General features: G+C 60.8%; 20 protein-coding genes. 9 read left to right on the top strand and 11 right to left on the bottom strand.

Annotation, left to right across the window (positions count from 1 at the left end; all coding sequences use genetic code 11):
- Nucleotides 1-15: 15 nt before the first annotated feature.
- Both FY152_02660 and FY152_02655 read right to left on the bottom strand, forming a co-directional pair.
- Nucleotides 16-885 carry a phosphatase gene (locus FY152_02660; protein ID UXS31040.1) on the bottom strand — a complete coding sequence of 290 codons (870 nt, stop codon included), beginning with the start codon at nucleotides 883-885 and terminating at the stop codon, nucleotides 16-18.
- A gap of 145 nt (nucleotides 886-1,030) precedes the next feature.
- Nucleotides 1,031-1,633 carry a superoxide dismutase gene (locus tag FY152_02655; protein UXS31039.1) on the bottom strand — a complete coding sequence of 201 codons (603 nt, stop codon included), beginning with the start codon at nucleotides 1,631-1,633 and terminating at the stop codon, nucleotides 1,031-1,033.
- A 220-nt stretch (nucleotides 1,634-1,853) separates the two neighbouring features.
- Here FY152_02655 and FY152_02650 point away from each other — a divergent pair, with 220 nt between their 5' ends.
- Nucleotides 1,854-2,228 carry a hypothetical protein gene (locus FY152_02650; GenBank protein ID UXS31038.1) on the top strand — a complete coding sequence of 125 codons (375 nt, stop codon included), beginning with the start codon at nucleotides 1,854-1,856 and terminating at the stop codon, nucleotides 2,226-2,228.
- A 4-nt stretch (nucleotides 2,229-2,232) separates the two neighbouring features.
- On the opposite strand, the gene FY152_02645 is transcribed toward FY152_02650, so the two are convergent.
- Nucleotides 2,233-2,853, bottom strand: coding sequence for an N-acetyltransferase (locus FY152_02645; protein ID UXS31037.1), 621 nt, complete (start codon nucleotides 2,851-2,853; stop codon nucleotides 2,233-2,235).
- Nucleotides 2,854-2,871: 18 nt separating this feature from the next.
- Here FY152_02645 and FY152_02640 point away from each other — a divergent pair, with 18 nt between their 5' ends.
- Nucleotides 2,872-3,759 carry a LysR family transcriptional regulator gene (locus FY152_02640; GenBank protein ID UXS31036.1) on the top strand — a complete coding sequence of 296 codons (888 nt, stop codon included), beginning with the start codon at nucleotides 2,872-2,874 and terminating at the stop codon, nucleotides 3,757-3,759.
- 213 nt (nucleotides 3,760-3,972) lie between these two features.
- Here FY152_02640 and FY152_02635 read toward each other — a convergent pair whose 3' ends face one another.
- Together FY152_02635 and FY152_02630 are read right to left on the bottom strand one after the other, a co-directional pair.
- Nucleotides 3,973-6,321, bottom strand: coding sequence for a HAMP domain-containing protein (locus tag FY152_02635; protein UXS31035.1), 2,349 nt, complete (start codon nucleotides 6,319-6,321; stop codon nucleotides 3,973-3,975).
- A gap of 166 nt (nucleotides 6,322-6,487) precedes the next feature.
- Nucleotides 6,488-7,369 (bottom strand): branched-chain amino acid aminotransferase, encoded by an 882-nt coding sequence (locus FY152_02630; protein ID UXS31034.1) that lies wholly within the window; start codon nucleotides 7,367-7,369, stop codon nucleotides 6,488-6,490.
- Between the two features lie 392 nt (nucleotides 7,370-7,761).
- On the opposite strand from FY152_02630, the gene tam reads away from it, so the two are divergent.
- Nucleotides 7,762-8,532 (top strand): trans-aconitate 2-methyltransferase, encoded by a 771-nt coding sequence (gene tam, locus FY152_02625; GenBank protein UXS31033.1) that lies wholly within the window; start codon nucleotides 7,762-7,764, stop codon nucleotides 8,530-8,532.
- Between the two features lie 149 nt (nucleotides 8,533-8,681).
- Here tam and FY152_02620 read toward each other — a convergent pair whose 3' ends face one another.
- Complete coding sequence (locus tag FY152_02620) at nucleotides 8,682-9,053, bottom strand: drug:proton antiporter (protein UXS31032.1); 372 nt, start codon at nucleotides 9,051-9,053, stop codon at nucleotides 8,682-8,684.
- Between the two features lie 48 nt (nucleotides 9,054-9,101).
- Complete coding sequence (locus FY152_02615; protein UXS31031.1) at nucleotides 9,102-9,812, bottom strand: YafY family transcriptional regulator; 711 nt, start codon at nucleotides 9,810-9,812, stop codon at nucleotides 9,102-9,104.
- 198 nt (nucleotides 9,813-10,010) lie between these two features.
- Between FY152_02615 and FY152_02610 the strand changes: the two genes are divergently transcribed.
- Nucleotides 10,011-10,937, top strand: a complete 927-nt coding sequence (locus FY152_02610) for a bestrophin (protein UXS31030.1) — start codon at nucleotides 10,011-10,013, stop codon at nucleotides 10,935-10,937.
- A 111-nt stretch (nucleotides 10,938-11,048) separates the two neighbouring features.
- The gene (locus FY152_02605) at nucleotides 11,049-11,876 is read left to right on the top strand and encodes an aldo/keto reductase (protein ID UXS31029.1); all 828 of its coding nucleotides are present in this window, start codon (nucleotides 11,049-11,051) and stop codon (nucleotides 11,874-11,876) included.
- Between the two features lie 30 nt (nucleotides 11,877-11,906).
- On the opposite strand, the gene FY152_02600 is transcribed toward FY152_02605, so the two are convergent.
- The 3 genes from FY152_02600 to FY152_02590 all read right to left on the bottom strand — a co-directional run bounded on the left by FY152_02600 (nucleotide 11,907) and on the right by FY152_02590 (nucleotide 14,412).
- Nucleotides 11,907-12,518, bottom strand: coding sequence for a LysE family translocator (locus tag FY152_02600; protein UXS31028.1), 612 nt, complete (start codon nucleotides 12,516-12,518; stop codon nucleotides 11,907-11,909).
- A gap of 245 nt (nucleotides 12,519-12,763) precedes the next feature.
- Complete coding sequence (locus FY152_02595) at nucleotides 12,764-13,573, bottom strand: AraC family transcriptional regulator (GenBank protein ID UXS31027.1); 810 nt, start codon at nucleotides 13,571-13,573, stop codon at nucleotides 12,764-12,766.
- 80 nt (nucleotides 13,574-13,653) lie between these two features.
- Complete coding sequence (locus tag FY152_02590; GenBank protein ID UXS31026.1) at nucleotides 13,654-14,412, bottom strand: SDR family NAD(P)-dependent oxidoreductase; 759 nt, start codon at nucleotides 14,410-14,412, stop codon at nucleotides 13,654-13,656.
- A gap of 115 nt (nucleotides 14,413-14,527) precedes the next feature.
- Here FY152_02590 and FY152_02585 point away from each other — a divergent pair, with 115 nt between their 5' ends.
- Nucleotides 14,528-14,959 (top strand): helix-turn-helix transcriptional regulator, encoded by a 432-nt coding sequence (locus FY152_02585; protein ID UXS31025.1) that lies wholly within the window; start codon nucleotides 14,528-14,530, stop codon nucleotides 14,957-14,959.
- Between the two features lie 7 nt (nucleotides 14,960-14,966).
- Here the strand turns inward: FY152_02585 and FY152_02580 are convergent, their stop codons facing one another.
- Nucleotides 14,967-15,362 (bottom strand): hypothetical protein, encoded by a 396-nt coding sequence (locus FY152_02580; protein UXS31024.1) that lies wholly within the window; start codon nucleotides 15,360-15,362, stop codon nucleotides 14,967-14,969.
- A 272-nt stretch (nucleotides 15,363-15,634) separates the two neighbouring features.
- Here FY152_02580 and FY152_02575 point away from each other — a divergent pair, with 272 nt between their 5' ends.
- The 3 genes from FY152_02575 to FY152_02565 all read left to right on the top strand — a co-directional run bounded on the left by FY152_02575 (nucleotide 15,635) and on the right by FY152_02565 (nucleotide 19,302).
- Entirely contained in the window at nucleotides 15,635-17,212 is a 1,578-nt protein-coding gene (locus FY152_02575; GenBank protein ID UXS31023.1) for a DUF853 domain-containing protein, read from the top strand.
- Nucleotides 17,213-17,403: 191 nt separating this feature from the next.
- Nucleotides 17,404-17,709 carry a hypothetical protein gene (locus FY152_02570; GenBank protein ID UXS31022.1) on the top strand — a complete coding sequence of 102 codons (306 nt, stop codon included), beginning with the start codon at nucleotides 17,404-17,406 and terminating at the stop codon, nucleotides 17,707-17,709.
- Nucleotides 17,710-17,787: 78 nt separating this feature from the next.
- Entirely contained in the window at nucleotides 17,788-19,302 is a 1,515-nt protein-coding gene (locus FY152_02565) for an ABC-F family ATP-binding cassette domain-containing protein (protein ID UXS31021.1), read from the top strand.
- Nucleotides 19,303-19,337: the final 35 nt, after the last annotated feature.

Raw genomic sequence — 19,337 nt, 5'->3', positions numbered from 1 at the left:
AGAGGTGTGCTGGCTTCAAATTACGGCAGCGTTCTGCCGCAGATGTTCCAGCACCCGATCCTCTTCGCGCCCGAAGCCGCGAATGACGATGCGATCGGCAAAGACATCGGCAATGGCGAAGGTGTTCTGGTCGGGTGTATCCACCATGCCCTTGAAGTTGACGAAGTGGGTGTTGCCCAGAACGCCGTAATTGCCATTGTGATTGTGGCCGCTGAACCATGCGATGACCGAAGGGTGCGCGCCCAGAAGATCGAGGATGCGCGGTGCGTCCCACATATTGTGGGCGTTTTCCGGATAGAGCGGATAATGGCAGAGAACGACGACTTTTTCGCCCGCCGCATCGGCCTTTTGCAGAACGGTCCGCAACCATTCGAATTGTTCGTCGCTGAGCGACGCATTCCAGTCCTGGGCATTGATCGCACCCGCTTCCTGCAGGTGCTTCAGCCGCTCTTCGGCAAGCGCGCGGCGCGGATCGCCGGGAGGCGGGGCGAAGAGGCTTACCTCATTGCCGTCAAGCACCACGAAGCGTATCGCGCCGATGGCGAAATCATGCCAGGGGGCAGACATGCCGAGGCGGGCATGGATGGCCGTCAAGTGCTCGGCGGCAACGGCATAATCGTGATTGCCCGGAAGCATGACCGAAGGGTGACGAAGCCCATCGTAGACGCTGAGAATCGCGTCGAAATTTTCAAATCCGCGGTCGATGATGTCGCCCAGCGTCACCACGAAGGCCAGATCCTCGCGGTTGAAGGTATTGATGGCCTGCGCGAGCTTCTTCGGGCTCTCGGCATAATACCGGCCCATTTCCGGGCGGGGATCGGCATCGGCATATTGGGGGTCGGCGACGATGCCGAAAGAAAAGAGAAGTGTGGTTTTTTCAGTCATGATGCGCCGCGATAAACCCGGCTGATGACAGGCTTGTGACAAGCCGGACAAGATACCGGATGCGACCGGTCAGAGGTATCAGGCCCTGAAAACAAAACACCCGGCGTGAAAGCCGGGTGTTCCAAAAAATTCCGTTCCGCAAGCCTTACTTGGCAGCGGCTTCGTAACGCTCCAGGACGTAGTCCCAGTTGATGAGGCTGTCGACGAAGGCTTCGAGGTACTTCGGACGCAGGTTGCGGTAATCGATGTAGTAGGAGTGTTCCCACACGTCGACGCCGAGGATCGGCTCTGCACCGTGAACCAGCGGGTTTTCGCCGTTTGCGGTCTTGGAGATTTCAAGCTTGCCGTTCTTGACGGAAACCCATGCCCAGCCGGAGCCGAACTGCGTGGTGCCGGCAGCGATGAAATCAGCCTTGAACTTGTCGTAACCGCCGAGATCGGAGGCAAACGCCTGCTCCAGCTTGCCCGGCAGCTTGTTGCCGCCGCCGCCCTTCTTCATCCACTTCCAGAAATGAACGTGGTTGTAGTGCTGGGCAGCGTTGTTGAAGAGGCCGGCATTGGTGCCAAAGGACTTCTTCACGACTTCTTCGAGCGACAGGTCGGAAAGACCGGCTTCGGCAGCCAGCTTGTTGCCGTTGTCGACATATGCCTTGTGGTGCTTGTCGTGATGGAACTCGAGCGTCTCGCGCGACATGTAGGGTGCAAGCGCGTCGTAGTCGTAGGGGAGTTCGGGAAGTTCGAAGGCCATGGTTTTTACTCCTTTTTGCAGCGGGTTACCGCTCCTAGAAACCGTGTGAGCGGACCATAGGAGCGAAGCTCCGTTTGGGCAACCTGCGAAATATCAAAATGTTCCGACAAAAGAGAAAATTCCTCTCCGTGAAGCCGCCACCACATTTGTTTCACAACCCTGGCGTACCGTTTTCCACCCTATCGGTTCGCTTTTGCCGAAATTGCAGGAAGGAAATTCCATGACCCGCCCATTGATCCGCTCCATCACCCCAAAGCTTCTCCTTGTTGCCGCCTTCTCATCGCTGGCGCTGCCCGCCGCCGCATCTTCGGATGATGCGTGGAAGGAATTCGTGGCGGATGTGCAGACGGCGTGCCTTGGCGCGGGCAAAGACATGATTGAAGACGCCAAGGCCGTGGTCGATCCAATCGGCAGCGAGAATTACGGCCTCGCCATCATCACCGGCAAGGCCAAGTCAACCGGTCAGAACGGGGGAGCAGAGGCGACTGTCAGCCATATCTGCGTCTACGACAAGAAGACCAAGGCCGTGGAACTGGGCAGTGAGCTTGCCGGCGATACGCTGAAGGTTGAAATTCCCGGTTCCACCAAGCCCTGAATTCTCAGAAACGGGGCGTGGTATCGCCCTCGCCCAGTGCACGCTGCATCAGCACCGTGTCCAGCCATTGGCCATGTTTCCAGCCGATGGATTTGAAGGTGCCGACGTGCTCGAAACCGGCGGCGCGGTGCACGCCGATGGAGGCGGCATTGGCCGAATCGCCGATGACGGCAATCATCTGCCGGAAGCCACGGGCGCTCGCCTCCTCGATCAACGCATCGAGGAGCTTGCGGCCGATGCCTAAGCCTTTCATCGCCGGATCGATATAAACGGAATCCTCGACCGCCGCGCCATAGGCAGGGCGTGCGCGATAGGCGCCGGCATAGGCATATCCGGCTATCTTTCCATCGAACTCACCGACGAGATAGGGGTAATTGCCCGCGACCAGAAGACGGCGGCGCTCGACCATCGCCTCTGCGGTCGGCGGATCGATCTCGAAACTGGCGCGGCCGTGCAACACGGCATCCCGGTAGATTTCGGTAATGGCTGGGATATCCGCCTCTTCGCAGGGGCGGATGGTAAGGCTGGAAACGGTGGGAAGGGTCATTCTCTTGTCCTGAGGATCATTCACGGCCTCATTGTGCATTGCGGCGCAGCCAAAATAAAGATTATCTGTCTTATACAAACGATAAGGTTTTCTTTGATGATGGATCTCGATCTGCGGCAGGTGCGCAGCTTCATGGATGTGGCCGATCTCGGCAGCTTTTCCGCCGCCGCCGACAAGGCGGGGCTGACGCAGCCGGCCATCAGCCTGCACATAAGGCTGCTTGAAAAGCAGCTTGGCGTGCGGCTGATCGAAAGGGTCGGCAGGCGCGCGCAGCCAACGGCGGCGGGCCGGGATTTTCTCATCCATGCGAGGCGGATTGCGGAAGAAGTGGCGCATGCCATCGATACCGTAGCACCTCATCGCAGCGGTGTTACGGGACGCCTGCGCATCGGCACCGGCGCCACCGCCTGCATCTATCTTCTGCCGCCGGTGCTGGGCAGGATCCGCCAGGCCATGCCCGGCATCGACATCGTCGTGCAGACCGGCAATACCCACGATATATTGCGGCTTCTGGAGGCCAACACGATCGATGCGGCGGTGGTGGCCCTGCCCGCCAGCGGCCGCAGCCTCGATATCAGCGATATCCATCTCGACGAACTGGTGGCGGTTTTCCCGCACGGCTCCGTTCCTGAAGAAACGGTGCTGAATGCGGAGGCGCTTTCGACGCGACCGCTGCTGCTTTACGAAGGCGGCAATACCCGCAGGCTGGTGGATCAATGGTTTTCGATGAGCGGCCGCACCGTGCAGCCCGCCATGGAACTGGGCAGCGTCGAGGCCATCAAGAAGCTGGCGGGCGCGGGTCTAGGTCTTGCCGTCGTGCCGCGCATGGCCGTGGAACATGAGGGCGCGGCGTCCGGGCTTGAATGGCGCTCGCTCGAACCGCCGCTGGAACGCAGGATCGCGCTGGCGCTGAGGCGCGACAAGCATATGACTGCGCCGCTCAGGGCGCTTGCCGCTGCCTTGCCCGACCTGCGGAAACGATGAGGCCCGCGCCGGTTTTGGGCGCGAGCCTCGGCCTGTTGATGGGACACTTCTCTTCCGTCATGCCGGACTAGATCCGGCATCCAGCCACGGCGCGTCTGCGCCGTGAGACGACTCTTTCGCGATCAAGGACTTGATCGCACTGGACCCCGGATCAAGTCCGGGGTGACGGAGTGCGGATACTGGTTCCTTGCCATATCCAACGCTGGATCGCCTTCAGAACTCCGTCCACTCATCGCCCTTCACGGCCAGGGCCGCATTGCCACGTGCGGCAACCGGGCGGGCCCTCGGGGCCGGAGCGGCAGGCGCGCGAGCCGGGCTTGCGGCGCGCTGCATCCGCCTTGCCGTCTCATGCAGGGCGGAGGCCTGCTGGCCGAGCTGGAACTGCGCCAGCAGCGCCTGGAGATTGGCGCATTCCTGCGCCAGCCCTGCGCCGGCCGCGTTCATTTCCTCGACCATGGCGGCATTCTGCTGCGTGGCCTGATCCATATGGTTGACGGCGGTATTCACCTCGGCGAGACCGGCGGACTGTTCCTGCGCCGCCGTGGCGATGGCGTCCATATGGGCATTAACGGACAGCACCAGCTGCTCGATTTCGGAGAGGCCGACGCCGGTATCGGCGACCAGCTTCACGCCCTCGCTGACGGCGATGGCGGAGGCGTTGATGAGCTGCTTGATCTCCTTTGCCGCGTTGGCGGAGCGCTGCGCCAGTTCGCGCACTTCCTGCGCCACGACCGCGAAGCCCTTGCCGGCATCACCTGCCCGCGCCGCCTCGACGCCGGCATTCAGCGCCAGAAGGTTGGTCTGGAAGGCAATCTCATCGATGACGCCGATGATCTGGCCGATCTGGCGCGAGGAATGCTCGATACGCTCCATGGCCGAGACGGCATCACGCACCACCTTGCCGGAGAGATCGGCCTTCGCCCTTGCTTCCCTTACCGTGTCGCGCGCGTCGCCGGTCCGCTTCGAGGTGGCCGAGACATTGGCGGTGATTTCTTCGAGAGCGGCGGCTGTTTCTTCAAGAGAGGCGGCCTGCTGCTCGGTGCGGCGGGAAAGATCGTCAGACGCAGAGGAAACCTCGTGCGCACCGCCATTCACCGTGTGGACGGAGTTGCCGACGCTTGCCAGCGCCTCGCGCAGCTGAACGACGGAACTGTTGAAATCATGCCGCAGCGCCTCGAATTGCGGGGCGAAAGGCGTGGCGATCTCACAGACCATGTCGCCGGAGGCGAGACGGCGAAGGCCGCCGGCCAGCGAACCGGTGGCCTGGCTCAACCGCTCCTCGGCTTCGGCTTCGGCGCGCTGCTGCAATTCGACACGGTCGCGCTCGGCCTTCTCGCGATTGGTGTCGGCCTGCGTCTCCAGCTCGCGGTTGCGAATGGCCGCCTCGCGGAAAATCTCCACCGCGCGGGCCATCTCGCCAATTTCGTCACCGCGTTTGGCGCCGGGCACGTCGATGGACAGGTTGCCGTTGGCAAGTTCCATCATCGCATTGGTCAGGCGGCTGATCGGGCGGGTGACGCGGCCGACGATGACGCCGAGGCAGAGAATGCAGATGCCCAGCGTGAAGATGAAGGCGGCGAGGTAAACCATGGAGCCGATAAAGGCGTCCTGTTTTGCCTTTTCAGCGTTGGCGTTGAGAACATCCATCGCTTCGGAGGCGATTCTCGCGACCGTATCGAGGCTTGCCGTTACCGTGTCGCGCCATGTGTCGATGGTGAAGGCCGGGGTGCGGCCATTGTTCAGATCGTCAATCAGCTTTGCACGCTGCGTGATGAAATCGCCCTTGAAATAGGTCCTGTCGGCAACCGCATAGGTGTCTCGCAGCGATTGCGGCGTCGATTGATGCGCGACGAGTTCGCCGGTGGCTTTCCAGGCAAAGGCTGCGCCGGCATCGAAATTGTTGAGCTGCTGGGTTTCCTGCGCCGTCAGCGGACGCTGCTGGGCCACGACCGCATTGATGATGACGGTGGCGCTGCCACCGAGCGCGCGTGCCGACCAGCCGTAGGACCGCAACTGAATGAGCCCGGTCAGGCTCTGGTCCAGCGAGCGGACTTCGCCCTCCATCGCCGTCGATCCCGCCTCAAGCGCAGCCAGGAAATCCGCCCCGAGCGCCAGCACGGTCTTGTCCAGACCGCTTTCGCGGCGGTCGAGCGGCAGGGTGACGTTGGCGTCGACTTTTTTGCGCAGCTCCAGAAACTGCTTGTAGATATCCTTCACGCGGCTGAGCGGCGCCTGCAGCCCGGCCTGATCAAGCGCTGCGGACTGTTCGAGAAAGGCGCTCATGGCCGCGTCCACCTTCTGGCGCGAAGCCTGAACGCTGGCGATGGTATTGGCGGTTTTCGCCGGATCGACGGTCAGGGCCGAGGCGCTGTTGCCCCGTTCGCTGCGGAAATTCAGCAATGCGTTGAAAAGAAGCTTGTCGAGCGAGACGAGCTGCGCGACTTCGGAAAAAGTGCGGGCGCGGTTCACCGACTGCCACATGCCGTTGCCCACGAAACCCGCGAGCGCCACGCCGACGAGCAGAAAAAAACTCACAAGTATATTGCGTATGCTGAAAGACATTGGCGGCCCCCATAGCCCAAAACGGTAATGCCGCAAGCTACAGGGTGCTTCTATAAAATTAGATTAAATTTACCCCTGAATTTTCAAGGGATAATACCGCCAGCCCAAAATAAAAACCGCGGCGGTTAAGAACCCGCCGCGGCTTTTGAAATAGCGGTCTTTGACCTCAGACGTCGGCGCCGAGACGTGCCCAGTCCATATAAAGATCGAGCGCCTTGCGCGCGACCGGACCTGCCTGCAACTCCCGGTCATCCAGCTTCACGACGGGCGAAACCTTGGAATAATTGCCCGAGCAGAAGATTTCATCCGCCTCGCGGAAATCCTCGACCGAAAGCGTCGCCTCACGCACATCGAAACCTGCCTGGCGCAGAAGGCCGATGACGCGCGAGCGGGTAATGCCGGCAAGGAAGGTGCGGTTCGGAACGGGGGTAAGGACAACGCCATCCTTGACCATGAAGATGTTGGACGAGGCGGATTCGGCGACGTTGCCGTTCATGTCGCGCATCAGCGCATTGTCGAAACCGCGCGAGCGGGCTTCCAGAATGGCGCGGCCGCTATTGGGATAAAGGCTGCCGGCCTTGGCATCCGTCATCGCGGTTTCCGGCGAAGGACGGCGCAGCGGCGAAACGGTAAGCGTCAGCGGCTTGCCGGCATCCATCGGCGCTTCGAAAAGGCAGAGCGCAAAACGGGTAGAATTGGCGTCAGGCGCAACGACGCTGCCGACCGAACCGTGCTCGGCCCAATACATCGGCTTGATGTAGATCGCGATCTTGCCATCGAATTTCTTAACGCCTTCCAGCGCCAGGGCCTCGATCTCTTCCGCCGTCATGGTCGGCTTCATGCCCATATTGGTGGCCGAGCGGTTGACGCGCTGGCAATGCAGATCGAGATCGGGAGCCACGCCATCAAACCAGCGCGCGCCGTCGAACACCGTGGAGGCCAGCCACATGGCATGCGAGGTCGGGCCGATGAGCGGCGGATTGCCGGGCAGCCATTGACCGTCAACATAGGTCCAGGTGGTTGATCGGGGTGCGGTATCGACGCTCATAATGGCTCCTGTCTCGGGCATCGCCGCTTTTCTTTCGAAAAGCGACAAGGCTCTGTCTCTCTGTCTTGGTGCATTTCCGAATGCAGAGCGCTTCGCGCTTTTTCCGGGAATGCTCTGGAAATCGGCGGGAGTGAATGCCTCTGGCCGAGAGAGGTCAAGTTTTAATTGCCACGACCTTTGATTTTGATGGAAAATAACAACGAGATGCCCTGTCAAAGATGTTTTGTGAGGTGAAACAAAAGGTTGATGAATAGATTCATCACAATAATTCATGCATCGGATGATGGCGGGGCGATTTTACCCGTGCGATGTTGGTGATCTCACGGCGCCTGCGGCGCCCTTTGCGCATCCTCGTTCGCCGTCCGGATGCGACGTTTCAGCAGGAGAAAATCATGGCATGGTCCGCCCAGCAATATCTGAAATTTGAAGACGAGCGGACACGTCCCGCAAGGGATCTTCTGGCGCAGGTGCCGCTGGAGCGGGTCCTGAACGGCTTTGATCTCGGCTGTGGTCCCGGCAATTCCACCGAGCTTCTGACCGATCGCTACGGCGTCAACGTCATTACCGGCATCGACAGCGATGACGACATGCTGGAGAAAGCGGCGGACCGGCTGCCGACCACGCGCTTCGGCAAGGCCGATCTCGCCCAGTGGAAGCCGGCCCAGAAGGCCGACCTGCTTTATGCCAATGCGGTTTTCCAATGGGTGCCGGATCATCTTGCCGTCTTTTCGCGGCTGATGGACGAGCTGGAAAGCGGCGGCGTTCTGGCCGTGCAGATGCCGGACAATCTGCAGGAGCCGACACATCGCGCCATGGAGGAAACGGGCGCGAACGGCCCCTGGAAGGAGACGTTTGCGGATGGCAAGTTGCGCCGCAAGCCGCTGCCTTCGCCCGCCGCCTATTTCGATGCGCTGGCGCCCAAATCCGCGCGGGTGGATGTATGGCACACCATCTACAACCACCCCATGAAGGATGCGGAAAGCATCGTGGAATGGGTCAAGGGCACGGGGCTGCGACCCTATCTCGCCGCCGCCGGCGAGGAAAACCGCGAGGCCTTCCTCGCCGACTATACGCAGCGCATCAAGGCTGCCTATCCACCGATGGCGGATGGCCGGTTGCTTCTGCGCTTTCCCCGGCTTTTCATGGTGGCGGTGAAGAAGTAGCGCAGGGGGCGCGACGCAGCGTTTTCCCATGCTGGCGCATCATAATCCTTTCAGCCCAAGGACTTGGGCTGGCTGGATCCCTATGACAGGCACAGGGATGAGGAGAGCGTGGGCAAACCTTTTAGCCAAAAGGCCTCAAAGCATTATCTTTAGCCAGAGAAAGCATAGACCCGGAGACGATGGCCATCGGGATCGGCGGCGGTGAATGTGTGGCCGAATTCCATTCTGGCGGGCTGCTGCAAGATGGCGATGCCCTTCGCCCTCCATTCGGCAAAGGTTCCATCCACCTGCGCATCACTTTCGACGCGGAAGGCAAGTTCGCCGCCACCGCCGGTGACCGACGCCTTCGGCTCCACCGTGTGGCGCGACCAGAGGCCAAGCTTCATGCCGTTCTGGAGGACGAACAGGGAGAATGTCGGCGAGGCTTCGACGGGCTCCGCGCCCAGCAGCGCCCTGTAAAATTCCGTGCTGGCCGGCGGGCTGTCGACGTAGAGAATGGTAAAGTCAGGCTGGGTCGTCATGGCTGTTCTCCTTGGTTGCGGATGAACAGGTTCTAGACCCGCCTGCTGTCAGTTTTTGTCAGCATGGTATTGCCGACGCCGTTGTTTTTCCCGCTCGCGCCATTCCTTCAGCAGGGCCTGGCGGCGGCGGGGGTAACGCTTGTCCGTCACGTGGAAACTCTCGATGCGGTCGGCCCGGAAACTGCGGAAATCCTGCCGCGTCTCGCACCAGGCCAGCATGACCCGGACAAGATCGAAAAAAGCGAGCGCGAAGGGCCAGACGACCCGCTCCGTCGCCTCTCCCTTTTCATCGCGATAGGTCAATACAACCTTGCTTTCCTTGCGGATCGTATCGCGAATGGCGGCGAGATCGACGCGGATGGCGGCCAATGCCTGCCCGGGACCGACAAGCAGCGTGGAATTGTCCAGTTCCTCGCGCAGGGTATCGGGCAGAACGGCACCGATCTTCACGAGCGCAGCGCGGGCGGCATCCGCCAACCCCGCATCGGCGCGTCCCGCCACCCAGCGCGATCCGAGCACCAGTGCCTCGATCTCCTGCTGCGAGAACATCAGCGGCGGCAACAGGAAACCGGGACGCAGAACATAACCCACGCCCGCCTCGCCCTCGATATCCGCACCCTGTCCCTGAAGCGTTGCTATGTCGCGGTAGAGCGTGCGCAGGCTGACGCCGGTTTGCGCGGCAAGGGCAGCACCGCTGACCGGCATGCGGTGGGACCGCAGGATCTGCAACAGATCAAGAAGCCGTTGTGAGCGCGACACGCAATCTTCCTCCCCATTCCGATCTGCCGTTTCCGATCTTGCCTGCCCGATCTTGCCTATCCGACAGGTAACGCCGCCTGCCGCCAGGTGCAATCATGTAAAAAAGGGTGGACAATAACGGTCTGCCATTATGTAGATATGCTCCGTGGTTTTCGCCTCCCTCACCACCCAGCTCACAGGCATTTTCGAGTCTCCGCCATGATCGTTCGTCCAAAACCGAACCTGCTGCAACTTTTCATCATCGTGCGCGGCTCCATCATCGTCCGCATCTTTCCGCAGGTGCTTGCCGTTTTCCTGTTGTCGACGCTGGTCGTCTGGGCGCACAAGGACCGGCCCGATCTGGTGCAGGCGCTGAATGGCGCGCCGTTTTCGCTGCTGGGTATCGCCCTTTCGGTCTTCCTCGGCTTTCGCGCCAATGCCTGTTACGACCGCTGGTGGGAAGCCCGCAAACAATGGGGCATGCTGATAACCGTGGCGCGCACGCTGGCGCGGCAGAGCGCCATGCTGGAAAGCCGGCAGGATGTGGCCGATCCCGTCTCGCGCCGCCGGATCATCGATCTCGCCATCGTCTTCTGCCACGAGCTGGTTTCGCATCTGCGCCCGGGCGGGGAGAAATCCAATATTGCCGGTCTCATTCCGGATGATCTGACGGAGCATTATGCCCGCAGCCGAAACAGGCCGGAAATGCTCCTGCGCGGGATTTCAAACGATCTTGTCACCGCAAACGCAAAGGGACAGATCAGCGATATCCAGTTGCAGATGCTGGATGCCACCGTGCAGCAGATGGGCGCGGCACTTGCCTCCTGCGAGCGCATCCGCCACACGCCGGTTCCCTTCGGTTATTCGCTGCTGCTGCACCGCACCGCGCATCTGTTCTGTCTTCTGCTGCCGTTCGGCTTCACCGATCTGCTCGGCTGGGCCACGCCGTTCACCAGCACGCTGATCGCCTACACATTTTTCGGCCTCGATGCCCTGTCCGACGAGCTGGAAGAACCCTTCGGCACCGGCTTCAACGCCGTGCCGATCAATTCGCTTGCCACCACCATCGAGATCAATCTGCGCGAGGCGATGGGCGAGACCGACCTTCCGGCCAATCCGCGCCCTGTGGATTATGTGCTGATGTGACATCGCCCCCGCCCGGTTGAAACCGATCAGGCGGACACCAGTTAATAAAAGACGGCTTCCCCGTCCGGCATCCTCAGCCGGTCATGTTTTCAGGAAACAGGAGAGACACCCATGTATCACGTCAACGCCAATGGCGCGAATATTCCCGCCCTCGGTTTCGGCACCTTCCGCATTCCGGAAGACGATGTGCGGCGCATTCTGCCGGAGGCGCTGAAACTCGGTTTCCGCCATGTCGACACCGCGCAGATCTACAAGAACGAAGGTGCGGTCGGCGAGGTCATCGCGCAATCAGGCATTTCACGACACGATATTTTCCTGACCACCAAGGTCTGGGTGGACCGTTACCGGCACGATGATTTTCTAGCCTCCGTCGATGAAAGCCTGCAGAAGCTGAAGACGGATTATGTCGATCTCCTGCTCCTGCACTGGCCGAAAAGCGATGTGCCGCTGGCGGAACGGATCGGCGCGCTGAACGAGGTGCGCAAAGCCGGAAAGGTCCGCAATATCGGCATTTCCAACTTCAACGTGGCGCTGACCGAAGAGGCGGTTAAACTGTCCGACACGCCGCTTGCCACAAACCAGATCGAATACCATCCCTATCTCAACCAGACGAAGGTGATCTCGGCAGCACGCAAAAACGGGCTTTCTGTCACCGCCTATTATCTGATGGCCGATGGCAGGGTGCCGAACGATCCGGTGCTGCAGGATATTGGCGCAAGGCACGGCAAGACGGCGGCACAGGTGACCCTGCGCTGGGCCGTGCAGCAGCCGGATGTCGTTGCGCTTTCCAAGACCGCGACGGAAAGCCGCCTGAAGGAGAATTTCGACATTTTCGATTTTGCGCTCACGGAAGAGGAAATGCAGGCGATCCACGCGCTTGCCAAACCGAACGGCCGCATCGTCAGCCCCGGCCACCTCGCGCCTGATTGGGACGATTGAGACAACCGGTAGCGTGAGCCCGGCTCGGTCTCACCGCTGCGTCAAAGCCAGTTTCGCCCCGAGCGCCACGAAAGCGGCGGCGAAACTGCGTCTCAGCCAGGTCAGCACGGCCGGGCGCGCCACCACCTGCCGCCTGACCGAGGCGGCAAAACAGCCGTAAAGCGCAAATACCAGAAATGTCATGGCCATGAAGATCAGCCCCAGATCGACCATGCGCCATGTCGGAGAGGCCTCCTCCGGCGCGATGAATTGCGGCAGGAAGGCGAAAAAGAAGATCGACAGTTTCGGGTTCAGGAGATTGATCAGGATCGCCTCGCCGATGACCCGTGCCACTCCGCGATGTTCCTGACCATCGTCAATTTTCAGCGCGCCATCTTCGCGAAGCGTGTTCCATGCCATGTAGATGAGATAGGCGACACCCAGATATTTGACCACGCCAAAGGCCAGCGCGCTGGCGTGCAGGATCGCGGCAAGGCCGGTAATGGCCGCCAGCAGATGCGGCACGATGCCGAGCGTGCAGCCGAAGGCCGCGACAATGCTCGCTTTCGCCCCCTGGGAAAGACCGGCGGCGAGCGTGTAAACCACACCGGTTCCGGGAGAGGCCGCGACGACGAGGGATGTGATGAGGAATTCAAGGGTCATGAAAGCTGCAAGTCCTGTGGGGTGAAGGGCTTGAGCATGGCGGGGGATGAGTGCCGACGTCTTGGATGAAATTGCAGCTGTTGCATCCACATTCCGTCATCCCGGACTTGATCCGGGATCCAGCGCGATCAAGTCCTTGATCGCAATAGACTCGTCTCACGGCAGACTCGTCTCACGGCGCAGGCGCGCCGTGGCTGGATGCCGGATCAAGTCCGGCATGACGGAAGAGAGGTTTCAGCGATCTGTTAACGACCTGACGCCGCCCTATAGGCCGCCGGCGTGACCCCGAACTGCCGCACGAAAAGCCGGTTCAAATGGCTCTGGTCGGAAAAACCCGCGGAAAAGGCCACATCGGCGGGCGGCGCGCCCTTGGCAAGTGCACGCCGGGCCAGATGCAGGCGCCGCTGGAGAAGGTAGCTATGCGGCGTCAGCCCCGTGGCCCTGGCGAAGGATCGCAGGAAACGGAACTGGCTCATGCCGGCCTCCCGTGCCAGATCGGTTAGGCGAAACGGCCGGGCGGGATCGTCATCGATGCTGCTTTTCGCCCGTCTTATGCTGCCCGGCGCGGCCGTCTCGTGTGGCGCTGCCACCGTTTCCATCGCACCTGCCAGAAGCATCAGCAACGTCTCATCGCAATGCAGGGTCTCGCCCGGCCGATCCGTTGCCGTCACGGCTGAAAAAAGCGCCCGGAACCGATCTGCCAGAGGCCTGATGTCAACGGGATGGGAAAATTCGAAACTGCCGCGATCCTTTTCGCAGACATCGGCAATCGTATTCCGCACGATATCGATGTCGAGATAGAGCATCCGCCAGGCGCGGCCGCCCTCTCCCAGCGGAATACCGTCATGGACCTCACCCGGGTTGACGGTGATGACATGGCCCGCTTTCGCCTCCACCATGCCGCGCCCGGAGAGCGACTTCTGCGCGCCGCGCTCCACAAGGCCAATGCCGAACTGATCGTGCATGTGGCGCGGGAAAGCGCGGTCGCTATCCGCCACGACGGCGGCGATGCCGGGCATGGCGGTTTTCGGCATGAGGAATTGGCTGTTGCCCATAAAAGCGTGGCGCTCCCTTTAAAGAGCGCCACATTATCACAGGCCATGCATCACAGGCCATGTGCCCCTGACAGGAACACTTACGGATGCAGATGGTTGATCATGGCGAAGACCTGATCGAAATTGCCGTTCTGGGCGGCAAAACGCAGCGGCTTGCAACGCTCCACCACCACTTCCCTGTCCTCCGGGCGGTTGGTCAGAATATCCATCACTTCGGAAATGAAGGCCTCGAGCGGCATGGCTCTTTCGTCCTTTGCCTGCCCCTCGCCCATCAGCGTCGTCTGCACATAGGGCGGCACGATTTCGATGACATCCACCGGGGTCTCTTTCAGCTGCTCACGCAGCGCAACCGAATAGGCATGGATGGCCGATTTGGTGGCGCTGTATGTGGGGGTCAGCACCATGGGTACGAAGGCGAGGCCGGAGGATACCGTGAGCACCGTGGCCTCAGGCTGTTTGAGGAAATGCGGCAGGAGCGCCGCCGTCAGCCGGATGGGCGCAAGAAGGTTGGTGGCGATGGTTTCCTCTGCCGTCTCCAGATAATCCGGGGCCGCGCCGATATCCTCCGGTCGCATGATGCCGGCATTGTTGATGACGGCATTGAGGGTGGGATGCGCCTTCACGAGATCATCCGCAAAAGCGCGGATGCCATCGGCATCGGTCGCGTCCATGACCACCGAGGCCATGCCGGGATTGGCCGCCGTCACCTCATCCAGCACGGTCTGGCGGCGGCCGGAAATGACGACCTTGTTGCCGCGCTGGTGAAACGCTTCCGCCAGCGCCCGCCCGATGCCGGAGCCGCCACCGGTGATGAGAATGGTGTTGCCTGTCGTTTTCATCGGAAAATCCTTACCTGTTGTCGTTCTTGTGGGATGACAGGAAATTAGCTACTCTACTCTCCATTCGTAAGTAGGCACCCAAAAGAATTATACTTACCCAAAGGAGAGTGTAAAAATGAAGCGGCACGCCGCCGATCCCGCGATCGAAAACAGGCGCAGGATTCCACCGCCCACGGAGACCGATCCGGTCATCGAGGCGCTGGTTCAGGACATCATCGCCAAAGTGGCGGACAAATGGACAATGCTGATCCTGGAGGTGCTGGAAGAGCACGGCACCCTGCGCTTCACGCAGATCGGCAGGCTGGTCGGCACCATCAGCCAGAAGATGCTGACGAAAACGCTGAGGCAGATGGAATGTGACGGGCTGGTGCGCCGCACCGTGCACCCCGTCATTCCGCCGCATGTGGATTATGATCTCACGCCACTCGGCAGAACGCTTGGCAGCGCTTTTTGCGGCGTGTGGATCTGGGCGGAAACGCACCATGCGGAAATAGAAGAGGCGCGGCGCCTGTTCAGTGAACAGCCGCCGCGCCCCGCATTGGAATAACGTCGCATCAAGCGAACTGGCTGAGGCCCGGAACCGAAGCGATCACCTGATCGACAACCTCATCGCCGGCATGCTGACGGGCAACGGCGATGGTTTCCTTGGCGAGCGTGGAAATCTCGCTCATGCCGAGGCCCTGGCTCATCAGCTGCTGGCCGAGACCCATGATGCCGCCGCCGCCAATCGCGCTCATCAGGCCGCCGAGCAGGCCGCCGCCATTACCGGCGCCTTCGCCATTATATTGCGCCACGAGATCGCTTGCGCCGGGAATGGCTTCGATCATGCGGGCGATCGGACCGTCTGCCGCCTCACGCTGCAGAAAACCCAGGATCATGCCGACGGCCTTTTCGGCCAGTGCAGGGTCTATGCCCGCCTTTGCGGCGATCTGGTCCACGACTTCGTTCATTCTTGCCTCCTGTTGAAAAACGACGCCAACATCGAATAACTGACGTTAACGTCAACGTAAAACAATCCCATGCCGCATTCAAGCGGGAGACGGGCGGATGCCCCAACTTTCAGGAAGCGGTTTTTCTTCATCGCCATCAAGCAGTTGTTGCGCCTTGAAACTGTCCTTATAAGATCATCACAACCAAACTATGAAAAGGCCGCTTTTACCGGTAGCGGTCAAAGCATGCTTGTAACGCTTTAATTCGCGTCAGCCGCAGGAGAAAATGGTCGATGTTGCAGGACGGACAGCTCTATATCGGGACCAGCCGCAATCCGGATGACAGCCTGAACAAGGGCGAATATCTGGAGCTGAAATTCGGCAACCGCCACGGCCTCATCACGGGTGCGACGGGAACGGGCAAGACCGTTTCGCTGCAGGTTCTCGCCGAAGGTTTCTCCAAGGCCGGCGTTCCCGTTTTCTGCGCCGATATCAAGGGCGACCTTTCCGGCATCGCCGCTGAGGGCGAGGCCAAGGACTGGGTGCAGAAACGCGCTGAACAGATCGGCTTTACGGATTTTTCCTATGGCAAGTCGCCGGTGATCTTCTGGGATCTCTACGGTGAAAAAGGCCATCGCGTGCGCGCCACCATCGCCGAAATGGGGCCGCTGCTGCTCGCCCGGCTGATGGACGCATCGGAAGCGCAGGAAGGCGTGCTCAACATCGCCTTCAAGATCGCCGATCAGGGCGGGCTGCCGCTGCTCGATCTCAAGGACCTGCAATCGCTGCTGAACTACATGGGCGAAAACGCAACCGAACTTTCCAACCAGTTCGGCCTGATTTCCAAGGCCTCGGTCGGCTCGCTGCAACGCGGGCTGCTCGTCCTCGAACAGCAGGGTGCTGCGAATTTCTTCGGCGAACCGGCGCTGAAGATCGCCGACATCATGCGCGTCGGCATCGATGGGCGCGGTACGGTTTCGGTTCTCGCCGCAGACAAGCTGATGATGAACCCGCGCCTTTACGCCACCTTCCTTCTGTGGATGCTCTCGGAACTCTTCGAGGAACTGCCGGAAGTGGGCGACCCGGAAAAGCCACGCCTGGTGTTCTTTTTCGACGAGGCGCATCTGCTGTTCAACGATGCTCCAAGGGTGCTTGTGGAACGCGTGGAACAGGTGGTGCGGTTGATCCGCTCCAAGGGCGTCGGCGTTTATTTCGTCACGCAGAACCCGCTTGACGTGCCGGAAACCGTCCTCGCCCAGCTGGGCAACCGCGTGCAGCACGCGCTTCGCGCCTATACGCCGCGTGAACAGAAGGCGGTGAGAACGGCGGCCGATACTTTCCGCCAGAACCCGGCCTTTAACACCGCCGACACCATCACGACGCTTGGCACCGGCGAAGCGCTGATTTCCACCCTGCATGACAAGGGCGCGCCTTCCATCGTGGAACGCACCCTCGTGCGCCCGCCGTCGGGCCGCGTCGGACCGCTCACCGATGCCGAGCGCAAATCGCTGATGGACGTCAGCCCCGTCGCCGGTCAATACGACAAGGATCTAGATCGGGAATCGGCCTTCGAAATCCTCAATGCCCGCGCTCAGAAGGCGGCGGAAGCCGAAGCCGCCAAGCGTGCGGAAGAGGAAAACGCCGCAAACCAGTCCGACAACGCCTCGGGACGCTGGCGCCTGCCGGGCTTCGGCGATGACGAACCCACGCAGGCCTCCACCACCGGCGCCCGCAATGGCGGCGCGCGTAAGACGAGCGGCTACCAGCGCGAGACGGTGATCGAAGCGGCGATGAAAAGCGCGGCCCGCTCGGTTGCAACCTCTGTCGGTCGGGCGATCGTGCGGGGGATTTTGGGGAGCTTGAAGCGGTAAAGCGATACGTTTCAGCCGGTCTACCGCAAAGGTCGCACCTGATGCGGCAGCCGCCATGCTTACAGCGTTTCCGTAAGCTCCTTCCGTCATACCGGCCTTGAGCCGGTATCCAGCCGACACGCGTCTGCGTGGCGGAGAGAGTCTTTTCAGCCCAATGACTTGGGCTGGCTGGATTCCGGCTCAAGGCCGGAATGACGGAAGTGGAGGCGTCTGGCGATCAATCGTCGCTGCGCGCCTATACCGCATTCCCTAACCTCCCCCTGTTACAAAACCCATTGCCTCCCAACGCCGCCGCTGTTAAGCATCGATCAGTTCAACCCGTTTCAAGAAAGGAGGCTTCGCATGGATATTTCCTGCTTCTGGCGCAACCGCCAGCTCTGCCACCTTTTTGCCCTGCAGATGCGTTTGCAGGGCTGACCGGAACACCAACACTCTGGTTTGCCCAAAAGGCCGCGCAGAAAGCAGCATGTCTGCGGTTGCGCATTTTTCATAACTGACCAACTCGAGCTGAACGCAGTCCTGCCCATGGCGGCGGACCACGGCTCGTTGCTGGTCCGTTTGCCAGAGACGACTTCATGACCCTTATCACGCTTCGCAATCTCGGAATCATTCTGGGAAAACCGCTTTTCTCCAATCTCAGCCTCACCGTGAATGCGGGAGACCGCATCGGCATCGTGGCGGCGAATGGCTGCGGCAAGTCCACCCTGCTCAATTGCCTTGCCGGTGAACTGGACGCCACCAGCGGCGATATTACCCGGCTGCGCGGGCTGACGCAGTCCATCGTCCATCAGCACCTGCCTTCGGCGCTTCTGGAACAGACGATGCGGGACGCCGTGCTTTCCGCCCTGCCGGCGGATGCGATCGACAATGAGAGCTGGCGCGCCGATATTATCTTCGACGCCATGATGGTGCCGGAGCCCTATCGTCAGCGCCTTTTGAAAGAGCTGAGCGGTGGCTGGCAGAGGCTTGCCATGCTGGCGCGGGCCTGGATCACCGAGCCGGATGTTCTCCTGCTCGACGAGCCGACCAACCATCTCGATCTTGAAAAAATCAACGTGCTGGAAAACTGGATGGGGCAGCTGCCGCGCGATACGGCGGTCGTCATTGTCAGCCATGACCGCGCCTTCCTCGACAATGTCACGAGAACCACGCTGTTTCTGCGGCCGGAAAATTCGGCGCTCTTCCGCCTGCCCTATAGCCACGCGCGTGCGGCACTCGCCGAGGAGGATGCCGCCGACGAACGGCGTTTCCAGCGGGACATGAAGACCGCGCAGCAATTGCGCCGGCAGGCCGCGAAGCTTAACAATATCGGCATCAATTCCGGCAGCGATCTTTTGACCATCAAGACCAAGCAGTTGCGCCAGCGCGCCGAAAAGCTGGAGGAAAAAGCCCGGCCTGCACATCAGGAACGATCAGCCGGCAAAATCCAGCTCGCCAATCGCGGCACCCATGCCAAGGTCCTGATTACACTGGAAGATATCCCGGTCTCGATACCAGACGGGACATTGCTGTTCCGCACCGGACGGCAATTTATCCGCCAGGGCGACCGCGTCGTCATTCTCGGCCGCAACGGCGTCGGCAAGACGCGGCTGATCTCGCTTCTGAAGCAGGCGATAACGGACGCTGGCCAGATGCAGGACGGCATAAAGGCCACGCCTTCGCTGGTAGCAGGCTATGTCGATCAGTCGCTTGCCGAAATCGATGACGACAGCACAGCCTTCGCGCTCCTGATGCGCCGTTTCGACATTGGCGACCAGCGTGTGCACGGCCTGCTTGCAAGTGCGGGGATCGACATGGAAATGCAGAAGCGCCGCATCGCAACGCTTTCCGGTGGGCAGAAGGCGCGGCTGGCCATGCTGGCGCTGCGGCTGGCGGAGCCGAATTTCTACCTGCTCGACGAGCCCACCAACCATCTGGACATTGAAGGGCAGGAAGCGCTGGAGGCGGAGATTACCGGCCGTGAGGCCAGCTGCATCCTCATTTCACATGACAGAAGTTTCGTGCGGGCGGTCGGAACCCGTTTCTGGCTGATAGAGAAACGCAAACTGGTAGAGGTCGAGGACCCGGAAGCGTTTTTCGCCTCGGCATAACCGCCTCTGGCAAATCACCCCTCCCGCCAGCTCGA

Origin of the sequence: Agrobacterium tumefaciens, from assembly GCA_025560025.1 — a bacterium.
Taxonomy (GTDB): domain Bacteria; phylum Pseudomonadota; class Alphaproteobacteria; order Rhizobiales; family Rhizobiaceae; genus Agrobacterium.
This window is presented reverse-complemented; position numbering and strand designations above follow the sequence as displayed.

Excerpts from the sequence above, each read along its gene's own strand:
- FY152_02660 (UXS31040.1), bottom strand. The coding sequence starts at position 885 with ATGACTGAAAAAACCACACTTCTCTTTTCTTTCGGCATCGTCGCCGAC.
- FY152_02655 (UXS31039.1), bottom strand. The coding sequence starts at position 1,633 with ATGGCCTTCGAACTTCCCGAACTCCCCTACGACTACGACGCGCTTGCA.
- FY152_02650 (UXS31038.1), top strand. The coding sequence starts at position 1,854 with ATGACCCGCCCATTGATCCGCTCCATCACCCCAAAGCTTCTCCTTGTT.
- FY152_02640 (UXS31036.1), top strand. The coding sequence starts at position 2,872 with ATGATGGATCTCGATCTGCGGCAGGTGCGCAGCTTCATGGATGTGGCC.
- FY152_02635 (UXS31035.1), bottom strand. The coding sequence starts at position 6,321 with ATGTCTTTCAGCATACGCAATATACTTGTGAGTTTTTTTCTGCTCGTC.
- FY152_02630 (UXS31034.1), bottom strand. The coding sequence starts at position 7,369 with ATGAGCGTCGATACCGCACCCCGATCAACCACCTGGACCTATGTTGAC.
- tam (UXS31033.1), top strand. The coding sequence starts at position 7,762 with ATGGCATGGTCCGCCCAGCAATATCTGAAATTTGAAGACGAGCGGACA.
- FY152_02620 (UXS31032.1), bottom strand. The coding sequence starts at position 9,053 with ATGACGACCCAGCCTGACTTTACCATTCTCTACGTCGACAGCCCGCCG.
- FY152_02610 (UXS31030.1), top strand. The coding sequence starts at position 10,011 with ATGATCGTTCGTCCAAAACCGAACCTGCTGCAACTTTTCATCATCGTG.
- FY152_02605 (UXS31029.1), top strand. The coding sequence starts at position 11,049 with ATGTATCACGTCAACGCCAATGGCGCGAATATTCCCGCCCTCGGTTTC.
- FY152_02600 (UXS31028.1), bottom strand. The coding sequence starts at position 12,518 with ATGACCCTTGAATTCCTCATCACATCCCTCGTCGTCGCGGCCTCTCCC.
- FY152_02595 (UXS31027.1), bottom strand. The coding sequence starts at position 13,573 with ATGGGCAACAGCCAATTCCTCATGCCGAAAACCGCCATGCCCGGCATC.
- FY152_02590 (UXS31026.1), bottom strand. The coding sequence starts at position 14,412 with ATGAAAACGACAGGCAACACCATTCTCATCACCGGTGGCGGCTCCGGC.
- FY152_02585 (UXS31025.1), top strand. The coding sequence starts at position 14,528 with ATGAAGCGGCACGCCGCCGATCCCGCGATCGAAAACAGGCGCAGGATT.
- FY152_02580 (UXS31024.1), bottom strand. The coding sequence starts at position 15,362 with ATGAACGAAGTCGTGGACCAGATCGCCGCAAAGGCGGGCATAGACCCT.
- FY152_02575 (UXS31023.1), top strand. The coding sequence starts at position 15,635 with ATGTTGCAGGACGGACAGCTCTATATCGGGACCAGCCGCAATCCGGAT.
- FY152_02570 (UXS31022.1), top strand. The coding sequence starts at position 17,404 with ATGACGGAAGTGGAGGCGTCTGGCGATCAATCGTCGCTGCGCGCCTAT.
- FY152_02565 (UXS31021.1), top strand. The coding sequence starts at position 17,788 with ATGACCCTTATCACGCTTCGCAATCTCGGAATCATTCTGGGAAAACCG.